This window comes from Streptacidiphilus sp. PAMC 29251 (genome assembly GCF_054208735.2).
This window is the reverse complement of the sequence record NZ_CM135725.2, coordinates 4,389,207-4,401,882: the sequence shown is the minus strand read 5'-3', so window position 1 is coordinate 4,401,882 and position 12,676 is coordinate 4,389,207. Positions and strand designations below refer to the sequence as shown.

Sequence of the window (12,676 nt, the reverse complement as noted above, 5' to 3'; positions counted from 1 at the left end):
CCGGGACCGGGCGGCCCCTCCAGCGTTCCGCGCTTCACGGCCCGGCCCGCTGCCGTTCCTCGGCGATCCAGCGCTGCCCCTCCGCCACCGCCTGCTCCACCGCCGCCATCAGCTGCGGTGTGCTCCGCACCACCCCGCCCGGGCCCAGCCGCGCGGACACCCCGGTGGTCTCCAGCAGCCGGGCGGTCCCCTCGTCGGCCCCGGCCACGATCAGCCGCCCGCCGCAGGCCCGGTGCTCGTCGGCGTAGCGGCCGAGCTGCTTCAGCACCGCCGAGGACGGCACGTCCGGCCGCCCCCGGATCGCCAGCACCACCACCGCGCGCTCGCTGCCCTGCGGGTCGGGCCGCTGCGCGTCGATCCTCGGCAGCTCCGCGAAGAGGTTCACCCCGGCGTAGTAGAGGACGGTCACCTGGTCCGAGGGCAGCCGGGCCGGCACCGGGCCGACCGTCCAGCCGCCGTCCTCCGCCGGGGTCAGCGCCACCAGCTTCGACTGCCGGGCCGCCTGCACGCAGTAGAGCAGCAGCGACAGCACCGCGCCGATGATGATGGCCTGCTGCAGCGGCAGCTGGGTGGTGGCCAGAAAGGTGACCGCCATGGCCAGCGCCGACAGCGGCGAGGTCTTCAGCACCAGCAGGATGTCCTTGCGCCGCCCGGCGATCAGCTCGATCCCGATGACCAGGATCAGCCCACCGATCACCGGCATCGGGATCCGTCCGGCCAGTGACCCCAGCAGCAGCACGATCAGCGCCAGCCACAACCCGGCGAAGATCCCGGCCCAGCGGGTCTTCGCACCCGCGCTCACCGCGACCCCGGTCCGGGACAGCGAGCCGCCGGCCGGCAGCGCCGAGGTCAGCCCGCCGCCGAGGTTGGCCAGGCCCTGGGCCCGGAAGTCCGCGTTCATGTCCGAGCGGCTGCCGTCCGGGTTGGGCACCGACGACCCGATCCCGGCCGCCTGGGCCAGCGCCACCAGAGCCACCGAGAGCGCGCCGCCCCACAGATGGGGTACCGCGGACCAGTCCGGCAGCGAGATCGGCGGCAGCGCACCGGGGATGGCGCCGATGTCCTTGGCCAGCTTCACCTTGGTCCCGAGCACCCCCACCGCGAGGCTCACCACCACCAGCGCGACCAGCAGCGCCACCGGTTCCAGCCGCTTCACCCGGTGCGCCGCCAGATAGACGCAGACGGTGGCCATGGCCACCAGCGTGGGCGCGGTCTCCCAGGAGCCGAAGTGCAGTACCCAGTCGCCGAGCTGGACCAGTTTGTTGTGCTCGGGCGGCTTGTAGCCGGTGGCGTCGTCCAGCACCCCGGTGATGATCTGCAGCGCGATGCCGGTCGCGAAGCCGGTCATCACCGCGTTGGAGACAAAGCTGAGCACCACGCCCAGCCGCAGCAGCCCGAACAGCAGCATCACCGCTCCGACCAGCAGCGTCAGCGCGGCGACATTGCCCGGCTTGGTGGGGTCGAGCTTGGCGTCGGCCAGCACACTGTGCGCGGTCAGCGCGATGGCGCTGGTCAGCGTGGTGACCATGAGCACGGTCCGGGCGAAGAACGAGCCCAGCACGGTGGGCCAGACCCCGGCGTAGATCCCGGTGACCGGGTTGAAGCCGCCGATCGAGGCGTAGGCCATCCCCTCCGGAATGCTGAACAGACCGGTGACCAGCCCGGACGAGACATCGGAGGCAGTCGGCCTGCCGAGCCCCCGCAGCAGTTGCCCCAGCTTGGCCGGCTCCCTCATGGACGGGGGCTACGGGGCTCGAGCGGCGGGACCGTCCAGCTCCCGTTGAGGACCCGCGGGCCGGGGCCGTAGGCCCGGATGATCGCGGAGAACGGGCCGTCCGGGGCCGGCAGCCAGTTGGCGGCCTCGGCCGGGTCCGCCGGCCGTTGGTGCCGCAGCTGCAGGGTCAGCCCGCCGTCGGCGTCGTACACCAGGCCCGGGGTGCGGTCCCCGATGGAGTAGCGGCCGATCGGGTTGTCGACCAGGCCGCGGCCCGGCAGCCCGTACATGGTGACGGACCAGAAGAACCGGGCCGGGGGCAGCGTGCCGGGTGCGAAGTGGATCACATAGTCGCGCTGCGAGGCGTCCGGCGGGCGGTTGCCCGCGCTGTCCTGGAGCCAGCCGCCGTACCAGGCCTCCTCGGACGGCAGGCCGTAGAGGCCCTTCTGGGCGCCGATGCCCCGGTGCAGGTAGTCGGTGCCCATGGTGTCGCGGGTGCCGAACAGTCCGATGGTGCCGCTGACGGTGGCCGCGGCCTGCTCCAGCCGGGCGGCCCCGTCCGCCATGCCCTGGGCCAGCGCCTCCCGCAGCTCGTCCGGGAGCGTCCCGGGCTCGAAGCTGCCGCGCCCGTTGATCCCGAGCGCCGCCAGCCGGGAGCGCAGCTCGGACTCCTCCGGCAGCACCGGGAAGAAGCCGAGCAGGAAGTCCAGGTAGCCGAAGAACTCCAGGGTCGGCAGGGCCTCCTCGCGCCAGACCGGCCAGTCGGGTTCCGGGGCGGGTTCCGGGGCCGGGGTGCCCGCGAAGGCGTGCAGCGGCCGCAGCCGGTACTGCTCCTGGATGGCCCGCAGCGCGGCGACGTCCTCGGCCCCGGTGCCGGTGAGGCAGGTGCGGCCGACCAGGCCCAGCAGCTGGGTGGCGGCGCGCAGCACCCCGGTCACCCCCTCGGGCACCGGACCGTCCCAGTGCGGGCCGGCCACCAGGTAGTGCCCGGCCTCCCGGCCGGTGCTGCGGGCGCCGACGAAGCCCAGGTAGACGGTGTCCAGCTCATGGATCGGGACCACGTAGTAGCGGTCCTCGGCCGGGACCGACAGCACCCAGGGCTCGCTGCGCAGATCCAGCCAGGCCCAGGAGTAGGGGGTGTCGTTGTTGGGCGTCACCACATCGGTGTTGGCCGGGGTGAAGGGCTGCGCGTAGTGCCGGAAGACGCCGAAGCCCCCGACGTAGCGGGGGTCGTCGCTGTCGATCGCCTGGGCGTACATGGTCCGGTAGTTCTCCAGCAGGGCGTAGCCGTAGACCCACCCCTCCGCCGCCGTCTGCCGTGCCCGTCGTGCGTCCACCCCGGGACCGCCCTTCCTCGCACCATCAGGACAACCATCAGGACGACCATCAGGACAACTGTCAGGTCGACCAGCAAAAGAACCGTTAGGACAATACGGACAAAGTGACCGTAGGTTGATCGTAGGTTGACCGGACCGGCCGGGCGACAGGAAAGTTCGACAGCTCCTTATCGATCGTTCAGCTGCTGGGCGGCCGATAGGGGTGGAGGTCACACCCCGGCCCCCTGGACAGACGACCTACTGGCGATTAACTTAACGTTCGTTCGACAAACGACGAATGACCGATGCTGGAGCTGCTGGAAGGGAGCGCCATCGTGCGCCGCACCGTTTTCACCGAGGACCACGAGGCGTTCCGGGACACCATCCGCGACTTCATCGCCAAGGAGGTCGTGCCGGTCTATCCGGAGTGGGAGAAGGCCGGGGCCGCGCCCAAGGACTTCTACCTGAAGCTCGGCGAGCTGGGCGTCTTCGGCATCGAGGTGCCGGAGGAGTTCGGCGGCGCCGGGATGAGCGGCTTCAAGTACCAGGCGATCGTCACCGAGGAGTGCGCCCGCGCGGGCGTCAGCTTCGGCGGCTCGGGCGTCCACACCGGCCTGTGCCTGCCGTACATCATGGAGTACGCCAGCGACGAGCAGAAGAAGCGCTGGCTGCCGAAATTCGTCTCCGGCGAGATGATGACCGCCATCGCCATGACCGAGCCGGGCACCGGCTCCGACCTGGCCGGGATGACCAGCAACGCCAAGCTCTCCGCGGACGGCAAGCACTACGTCCTCAACGGCGCCAAGACCTTCATCACCGGCGGCGTCCAGGCCGACCTGATGCTGGTCGTCGCCCGCACCTCGCCGGCCTCGCCGGACAACCGCCGCACCGGTCTCTCGATCCTCTGCGTCGACACCACCTCCGAGGGCTACACCGTCGGCCGCAAGCTGGAGAAGATCGGCCTGCGCACGTCCGACACCGCCGAGCTGTCCTTCGTGGACGTCAAGGTCCCGGTCGAGAACCTGCTCGGCGAGGAGGGCAAGGGCTTCTTCTACCTGGCCCACAACCTGGTCCAGGAGCGCCTCGCCATCGCCGTCGGCGCCTTCGCCGCGGCCCGGGCCGCGGTGGACCTGGCGGTGGCCTACACCAAGGACCGCAAGGTCTTCGGCCAGTCCGTCTCCGAGTTCCAGAACACCAAGTTCGAGCTGGCCGCCTGCGAGGCCGAGGTGGACGCCGCCCAGGCGGTCGTGGACCGCGCGCTGGAGGCGTTCGAGATCGGCGACCTGACCGCGTCCGACGTCGCCAAGGCGAAGCTGTTCACCACCGAGGTCTGCTCCCGCGTGGTCGACAAGTGCCTGCAGCTGCACGGCGGTTACGGCTACATCCTGGAGTACCCGATCGCGCGGCTCTACACCGACAACCGGGTGTTCCGCATCTACGGCGGCACCAGCGAGGTCATGAAGCTGGTCATCGCCAAGTCGCTCGGCCTCTGATCTTCTCCTTGACCTGCCGCACCGCTGCCAACTGACGCACCCCCATCCCCGGTACGGCCGGAGGGCGCCCCCGCGCCCTCTCTCCGTACCGGGGTTTTCGCGTCGGCGCGCCTCCGTCTCGGAAAACCTCACTAAATGGACAACAGGGTCAAATCTCCCAAGATTGTCCGAGTCGTCTGAGTTGTCCGAGAGGAACGTCGTGACCCGAACGGCAGTCACCCGCGCCGCCACGGTGCTGGCCGCAGGCCTCGTCCTCGCGGCCGCGGCCGGTTGCAGCAGCGGGTCCTCCAGCAGCTCCGCCTCCGCCTCCGGCACGGCCTCCGCCGCCGCGGCCGGCGGCAATGACCTGCAGACCGCCTACCAGGACACCGTCAAGGCCGTGCTGCCCTCGGTGGTCCAGATCACGGCGGGCGACAGCCTCGGCTCCGGGATCGTCTACGACAACAAGGGCGACGTGGTCACCAACGCCCATGTCATCGGCAGCGGGAAGAGCTTCAAGGTCACGCTGGCGAACAGCTCCGACACCCTCGACGCCACGCTGGTCTACTCCTATCCGGCCAGCGACCTCGCCGTGATCAAGCTGACCAAGCCGCCGGCCGGGCTCAAGCCCGCCACCTTCACCGACTCGACCAAGGTCGAGGTCGGCCAGATCGTGCTGGCCATGGGCAACCCGCTGGGTCTGGAGAGCAGCGTCACCCAGGGCATCGTCTCGGCGGTCGGCCGTACCGTCTCCGAGCCGAGGAGCCAGGACTCGCCGGGGGCGACCATCCCCAACATGGTGCAGACCTCGGCGGCGATCAACCCGGGCAACAGCGGCGGCGCGCTGGTGAACCTCGCCGACCAGATCGTGGGCATCAACACCCTGGCCGCGACCGACGCCGGCCAGACCGGGGCGCAGGCCCCGGGCATCGGCTTCGCGATCCCGGCGTCCACGGTCACCAGCCTCGCCGACCAGATGATCAAGGACGGCAAGGTCACCAACTCCGGCCGGGCCGCCCTGGGCATCTCCTCGCGGACGGTGCTGACCAGTGCCGGGGACGCCAACACCGGCGCCGGGGTGGTGTCGGTGGTCAGCGGCGGGCCCGCCGCCAAGGCCGGGATCCAGGCCGGGGACGTCATCACCAAGGTCGGCAGCACCCCGATCAGCAGCTCCAACCAGCTGAGCGAGACCCTGGCCGGGCTGCAGCCGGGCCAGCAGGTGCCGGTCACCGTCCTGCGCGGCGGTACGCAGCAGACGGTGACGGTCACCCTCGGCACCCTCTGAACCCTTCCGGCCCCCACCTGAACCATTTCGGCACCCACCTGAACCATCCGGCCCCCACCGCCCCGCGTATGCGCTGCCTGTCTGCGCGGGGAGGGGAAGCGCCTCGCTGCACTGCGGAGCAGCGGGGCGCTTCCGCGTCCGCACGGCGTTTTGGGCAGCGTTCGGGCGGCGTCCGCACGGCGTTCGGGCGGTGCTCGCCCGGTGTCGGCAGAAGCCCGTGACGCACTACCTGACGGATCGTCAGATCAGCGCTAGCCTGGCCGCTATGGATGCCACGGACAGCAGCGACGCTGGGGACAGCTTCCCCTGGATCATCTCGGTGGACGACCACACCGTCGAGCCGCCGAACGTCTGGCAGGACCGCCTGCCCGCCAAGTACAGCGCGACCGGCCCCCGGATCGTCCGCGCCCCGCTCGCCGAGATGACCTTCGTCGGCGGCCGGTTCGCGCCGGTGATGGGGCAGCCGGGCAGCGCCGGGACCATCGCCGACTGGTGGGTCTACGAGGATCTGCACCGCCCGCTGACCAGGCTGGACACTGCCGTCGGCTATCCCAGGGAGGAGGTGCGGCTGGAGGCCATCACCTACCAGCAGATGCGTCCCGGGTCGTTCTCGATACCCGAGCGGCTGGAGGACATGGACCTCAACCACGTCCAGTCCGCGCTGTGCTTCCCGACCTTCCCCCGCTTCTGCGGGCAGACCTTCACCGAGGCCAAGGACCGCGAGCTGGGGCTGCTCTGCGTCCGCGCCTACAACGACTGGATGGTCGAGGAGTGGTGCGGCCCGGTCGCCCGGGGCCGGATGATCCCGCTGGCCATCGTGCCGCTCTGGGACGCCGAGCTGGCCGCGGCCGAGGTGCGTCGCAACGCCGCGCGGGGGGTCCGGGCGGTGTGCTTCAGCGAGATCCCGCCGCACCTGGGGCTGCCCAGCGTCCACACCGACGACTGGGACCCGTTCCTGCGCGCCTGCGAGGAGACCGGCACGGTCATCGCCATGCACATCGGCTCCTCCAGTCGGATGCCGTCCACCTCGGCGGACGCGCCGCCCGCCGTCGGCTCCACCATCACCTTCGCCAACTGCTGCTTCTCGATGGTGGACTGGCTGATGAGCGGCAAGTTCGACCGCTTCCCCGGGCTGAAGATCATGTACGCCGAGGGCCAGATCGGCTGGATCCCCTACATCCTGGCCCGCGCCGACGTGGTCTGGGAGGAGAACGCGGCCTGGGGCGGTGTCGCCGACAAGGTGCTGACCCGGCCCAGCGAGATCTTCGCCGAGCACATCTACGGCTGCTTCTTCGACGACCCGCACGGGGTCAGGAACCTGGACGCGATCGGCGCCGCCAACGTCCTCTACGAGACCGACTACCCGCACTCCGACTCGACCTGGCCGAAGAGCCGCGAGGTCGCCGAGTCGCAGATGGGGCACCTGGCGCCGGACGTGGTGGAGCAGCTGGTGCGCGGCAACGCGATCAAGCTGCTGGACCTGACCCCGGAGGGGCTGTGGAAGGGGTCGACCCATGTCTGAGCCCAGCCTGTCCGGCTCGGCCGGTTTCTCCGGGCCGGTGTCCTTCGGCATCCAGCTCCCGGTGCAGTCGCAGAGCACCATCTACTGCGAACCCTGGGAGACCACGGCGGGCCCGGTCGAGATCGCCGCTGTCGCCAAGGCTGCCGACCGGCTCGGCTTCGCCTATGTGGCCGTCTGCGACCATGTCGCCATTCCCGAGCGGCTGGCCGGAGCGATGGGCGCCACCTGGTACGACCCGGTGTCCACCCTTGGCTGGCTGGCCGCGCTGACCACCCGCACCCTGCTGCTCTCGCACGTCGCGGTGCTGCCGCTGCGGCACCCGCTGCTGTCGGCGAAGCAGTACGCCACGCTGGACCTGCTCAGCGGCGGACGGCTGCTGCTCGGGGTCGGCGCGGGGCACGTCCCCGAGGAGTTCGAGGCGCTGGGCGTGGACTTCCACCAGCGCGGGGCGATCCTGGACGAGACCCTGGTCGCCCTGGACCTGGCGCTGAGCGAGGAGTACCCGGTGCACACCGGGCCGCGCTTCTCGTTCAGCGGCCTCAGCGTCAGCCCCCGGCCTGTGCAGTCGCCGCGGCCGCCGCTGTGGGTCGGCGGCTCCTCGCCGCGCGCGGTGCGCCGGGCGGCCACCCTCGGCGAGGGCTGGCTGTCGCAGGGCGACACCCTCGCCACCCTGCCGGACCAGGTGGAGCTGATCCGGACCACCCGGGAGCAGGCGGGGCACAGCGGCCCGTTCGCGGTGAACGTCATCCCGCCGGCGCTGTTCGTCGGCGAGCCGGGCTGGGAGCTCGGCCGCCGGTCGGTCTCCGGCAAGCCCGAGCAGCTCGCCGAGACGCTGCGCGGCTATGTCGCTGCGGGAGCCACCCATCTGCAACTGCGGCCGCGCAGCCGCGGGGTGGACGAGTACCTGGAGCAGCTGAACCGCATCGCGGTGGAGGTGCTGCCGCTGGTCTGAACGGTGGGCGCCTGCTTGGGCTTGGGCCGCCTCCCCGTGCCTCGCTCCGCCCTCCGGCTACTGCCCGCTGCCCCGACCCCGATGCCGGGATCGGGGTTTTCGGCTGCTCGTACCCCTTCCCTCCTCCCCGCGTTCGCCAGAGACTGACGGTGCGTCAGATATGCAGCTGTCGCTGCCGCTGTCGTCGTCGCTTCGACCGTGCCCCGTCGCCTGGAGGAGTCCCATGTCCCAATCCGAAGGAACCCGGCTCGCCGGCCGTACGATCCTGGTCACCGGAGCCGCCCGCGGCCAGGGCGAGCAGGAGGCGCGGCTGTTCGCCGCCGAAGGCGCCCGGGTGGTGGTCGCGGACGTCCTGGACGACCTGGGTGAGGCGCTGGTCAAGGAACTGACCCAGCGGTTCGGCGACGACCGGGCCCGCTACCAGCACCTGGACGTCAGCAGCGAGGCGGACTGGGAGGCCGCGGTCGAGGCCACCGCCACCGCGTTCGGGAAGCTGGACGGGTTGGTCAACAACGCCGGCATCCTCCGCTTCAACGAGCTGGTCAGCACCCCGCTGGAGGAGTTCATGACGGTGGTGCGGGTCAACCAGGTCGGCTGCTTCCTCGGCATGCGGGCCACCGCGCCCGCGATCGAGGCAGCCGGCGGCGGCAGCATCGTCAACACCGCCTCGTTCACCGCACAGTCCGGTATGGCCATGCTGACCTCGTATGCCGCGACCAAGGGCGCGATCCTCAGCATGACCAGGGTGGCGGCGATGGAGCTGGCGGCCAAGGGGATCCGGGTCAACGCGATCTGCCCCGGCTCGGTGGACACCCCGATGGCCAACCCCGCGAACGCCCTCATGGACGCGAGCGGCCGGCCGGCCATGACCACCGAGGACGGGGCCGCGCTGGCGGCGGCCACGGCGAAGCTCTACGCCCGGCTGATCCCGCTGGGGCGGATCGGACGGGCCGACGAGATCGCCAAGCTGGCGCTGTTCCTGACCTCGGAGGACTCCTCGTACATCACCGGGCAGCCGATCGTCGCCGACGGCGGCTGGCTGGCCGGGGTGACGATCAGATGACCTTGTTCGCGGTCGGGCTGACGCTGCGTCAGCTATTGACTGACCAGGCCCACGATGTAAGAGTCAAGCCATATCTGACGGATCGTCAGATATGGCTGACCCAAACAGGACGGTGAAGCAATGGAGTTCGGCATCTTCATCCAGGGCTATGTGCCCAAGAGTCGCTCCCAGGTCGACCCGCTGGCAGAGCACCACGCCCTGATGGAGGAGATGGACTACATCGTCCAGGCCGACAAGGCGGGCTTCAAATACGGCTGGATCACCGAGCACCACTTCCTGGAGGAGTACTCCCACATCTCCGCGAACGACGTGTGCATCGGCTACCTCACCCATGCCACCGAGCGGATCCACCTGGGCTCCGGCATCTTCAACCCGCTGGCGAAGGTCAACCACCCGGTCAAGGTCGCCGAGCGGGTCGCCATGCTGGACCACCTCTCCGAGGGCCGCTTCGAGTTCGGCACCGGGCGCGGCGCAGGCAGCCACGAGATCCTCGGCTTCATGCCCGAGCTCACGGACATGAACGGCACCAAGGAGATCTGGGAGGAGGCGATCGTCGAGTTCCCCAAGATGTGGCTCCAGGACGAGTACCAGGGCTTCCAGGGCAAGCACTGGTCGCTGCCGCCCCGCAAGATCCTCCCCAAGCCGTACGGCAAGGCGCACCCCGCCATGTGGTACGCGGCCGGCAGCCCCTCCTCGTACGAGATGGCCGCCCGCAAGGGCCTCGGCGTGCTGGGCTTCAGCGTGCAGAAGGTCTCCGACATGGAGTGGGTCGTCAACTCCTACAAGAACGCGGTCCGCGACGCCGAGCCGATCGGCGCGTTCGTCAACGACAACGTGATGGTGACCTCGACCGCGATCTGCGCCGAGACCAGCAAGGAAGCCCGCCGGATCGCGGTCGGCGGCGGGCTCAACTACCTGCAGTCGCTGCTGTTCCGGTACCACGACACCTTCCCCCGGATCGAGGGGATCCCGGTCTGGCCGGAGCTGATCCCCGAGTACACCGAGGAGCTGATCGACCTGCTCATCGCGGAGGAGTTGATGATCTGCGGCGACCCGGACGAGGTGCTGCAGCAGTGCAAGCGCTGGGAGTCGGCCGGGGCGGACCAGCTGGTGTTCGGGCTGCCGATCGGCATCTCGCCGGAGAACACGGCCCAGACCATCAAGCTGATCGGCGAGCACGTCATCCCCAAGATCGACACCGACCCGGTGCACCGCACCACCCGCTTCCGCCAGGCAGCCTCCTGACCTGACGGGCCGCCTGCCTCGCTTGACGGCCCGCCCGCCCCGCTTGACGGCCTGCCCGCCCGCCTGACGGCCTCCGCCTGACCCTCCGCCGGGCGGCGCACCGGCCTGACGGGCACCCCGCCCGGGCGGCCTACTCGCCGGGCGGCCCACTCGCCGGGCGGCCCACTGACCGGGCGGGCACAGGAAGCAGCGGCCTGCGACCCGTGCCCGCCCGCTTTTCCCGCTCCGCCCGCATCTCCGCCCGCATTTCCGCTCTAGCTGACATGACGACTCGACCTCCGGAGGGACGACCATGCTCGACCACCTCATCCAGGGCGCGACGCTGGTGGACGGCACCGGCGCGCCCTCCCGTACCGCCGACGTCGGCATCCGTGCCGGACGGATCGTCAGCATCACCGCCGCCGGCGCCACCGAGGAGCAGGCCGCGACCACTGAGGACGCGACCGGGCTGATCCTCACCCCCGGCTTCGTCGACCCGCACACCCACTACGACGCCCAGCTGTTCTGGGACCCCTACGCCACTCCCTCACTCGGCCACGGCGTCACCACCGTCGCCGGCGGCAACTGCGGCTTCACCCTCGCCCCGCTCAACCCGGCCCGCCCCGCCGACGCCGACTACACCCGGCGGATGATGTGCCGGGTCGAGGGCATGTCGCTGGCCGCGTTGGAGGAGGGCGTGCCCTGGGGCTGGTCCTCCTTCGGCGAGTACCTGAACGCGCTGGACGGGCACACCGCCGTCAACGCGGGATTCATGGTCGGCCACTGCGCGCTGCGCCGCTATGTGATGGGCCCGGACGCCGTCGGCGGGCAGCCGACCCCGGCCCAGCTGGACGCCATGGTCGCGCTGCTGCGGCAGTCCATGGCGGAGGGCGCCTGGGGCCTGTCCACCACCCAGTCGTCCACCCACTCGGACGGCGACGGGCAGCCGGTCGCCTCCCGGCATGCCTCCCGCGAGGAGTTGCTGGCGCTCAGCCAGGCCGTGGGGGAGCACGAGGGCACGCAGATCGAGGCCATTGTGTCGGGGTGCCTGGACCAGTTCAGCGACGAGGAGATCGACCTCTTCATCGACATGTCGGTCATCGCCGGACGGCCGCTCAACTGGAACGTCCTCACCATCGACGCCTCGGTGCCGGCCCGGGTGCCGCGCCAGCTGCAGGCCTCGTCCAGGGCCCGCGCGGCCGGTGGCCGGATCATCGCGCTGACCATGCCGATCCTCACCCCGATGAACATGAGCCTGGGCACCTTCTGCGCGCTCAACCTCATCCCCGGCTGGGGCGAGGTGCTGAGCCTGCCGGTGCCCGAGCGGATCGCCCGGCTGGCCGACCCGGACGTCCGGGCGGAGATGCTGCGGCGGGCCAACAGCCCCGAGGCCGGGGTGTTCCGGCGGCTCGCCGACTTCGGCCGCTATGTCATCGGCGACACCTACGCCGCCGCCAACGAGGGGCTCAGCGGCCGGGTGGTCCGCGACATCGCCGCCGAGCGCGGCCGGGACTCCTTCTCGACCCTGGTCGAGATCTGCTCCGCCGACCAACTGCGGACGGTGCTCTGGCCGATGCCGACCGACAACGACCAGGCGAGCTGGGATCTGCGCCGTGAGACCTGGCAGCACCCCGACGTGATGCTGGGCGGCTCCGACGCCGGCGCGCACCTGGACCGGATGTGCGGCGCCCCGTACACCACCCGTTTCCTCGGCGACAGCCTGCGGCGACGCCGGCTGGTCCCGATCGAGCAGGCGGTGCAGATGCTCACCTCCGACCCGGCCGAGCTCTTCGGCTTGCGGGACCGGGGCACCGTGGCCGTGGGCAACCATGCCGACCTGGTGCTCTTCGACCCCGAGCGGATCGACGCGGGCCCGGCCACCCTGGTCCACGACCTGCCGGGGGACAGCCCCCGGTTGGACTCGCGGGCCGAGGGCGTGGTCAGCGTCCGGGTCAACGGCGTCGAGACGGTGCGGGAGGACAAACTGACCGGCGCCGTGCCCGGGACGGTGCTCCGCTCCGGCCGCGACACCCGTACCGTGCCGACGCGCTGACTGCTGACTTCCCACTTCCCACTTCCCACTGCTGACTGCTGACTGCTACTCAGATCGCTTACTGAGTAGCACATC

The 12,676-nt window shown here is 70.8% G+C and carries 9 protein-coding genes; 7 read left to right on the top strand and 2 right to left on the bottom strand.

The window, feature by feature from the left end; all coding sequences use genetic code 11:
- Positions 1-34: 34 nt before the first annotated feature.
- On the bottom strand, positions 35-1,735 hold the full coding sequence (locus tag ACXKR8_RS20680; protein WP_458274360.1) for a SulP family inorganic anion transporter: 1,701 nt from the start codon (positions 1,733-1,735) through the stop codon (positions 35-37).
- A complete protein-coding gene (locus tag ACXKR8_RS20675) occupies positions 1,732-3,051 on the bottom strand; it encodes a DUF1254 domain-containing protein (protein WP_458274359.1) in 1,320 nt (439 codons plus the stop codon). The genes ACXKR8_RS20680 and ACXKR8_RS20675 overlap by 4 nt, the downstream gene beginning before the upstream one ends.
- A 314-nt stretch (positions 3,052-3,365) precedes the next feature.
- On the opposite strand from ACXKR8_RS20675, the gene ACXKR8_RS20670 reads away from it, so the two are divergent.
- From ACXKR8_RS20670 to ACXKR8_RS20640, 7 genes are all read left to right on the top strand, one after another.
- On the top strand, positions 3,366-4,523 hold the full coding sequence (locus tag ACXKR8_RS20670; RefSeq protein WP_458274358.1) for an acyl-CoA dehydrogenase family protein: 1,158 nt from the start codon (positions 3,366-3,368) through the stop codon (positions 4,521-4,523).
- Positions 4,524-4,722: 199 nt separating this feature from the next.
- Positions 4,723-5,787 (top strand): S1C family serine protease, encoded by a 1,065-nt coding sequence (locus ACXKR8_RS20665; RefSeq protein ID WP_458274357.1) that lies wholly within the window; start codon positions 4,723-4,725, stop codon positions 5,785-5,787.
- Positions 5,788-6,052: 265 nt separating this feature from the next.
- Positions 6,053-7,309, top strand: a complete 1,257-nt coding sequence (locus ACXKR8_RS20660; RefSeq protein ID WP_458274356.1) for an amidohydrolase family protein — start codon at positions 6,053-6,055, stop codon at positions 7,307-7,309.
- Positions 7,302-8,261 (top strand): TIGR03619 family F420-dependent LLM class oxidoreductase, encoded by a 960-nt coding sequence (locus ACXKR8_RS20655; protein ID WP_458274355.1) that lies wholly within the window; start codon positions 7,302-7,304, stop codon positions 8,259-8,261. Before ACXKR8_RS20660 ends, ACXKR8_RS20655 begins: the two co-directional genes overlap by 8 nt.
- A 223-nt stretch (positions 8,262-8,484) precedes the next feature.
- Positions 8,485-9,324: an SDR family NAD(P)-dependent oxidoreductase gene (locus ACXKR8_RS20650; protein ID WP_458274354.1), complete on the top strand. Its 840-nt coding sequence runs from the start codon at positions 8,485-8,487 to the stop codon at positions 9,322-9,324.
- A 120-nt stretch (positions 9,325-9,444) separates the two neighbouring features.
- Positions 9,445-10,569 (top strand): LLM class flavin-dependent oxidoreductase, encoded by a 1,125-nt coding sequence (locus ACXKR8_RS20645; protein ID WP_458274353.1) that lies wholly within the window; start codon positions 9,445-9,447, stop codon positions 10,567-10,569.
- Between the two features lie 292 nt (positions 10,570-10,861).
- The gene (locus ACXKR8_RS20640; protein ID WP_458274352.1) at positions 10,862-12,601 is read left to right on the top strand and encodes an N-acyl-D-amino-acid deacylase family protein; all 1,740 of its coding nucleotides are present in this window, start codon (positions 10,862-10,864) and stop codon (positions 12,599-12,601) included.
- Positions 12,602-12,676 lie beyond the last annotated feature (75 nt).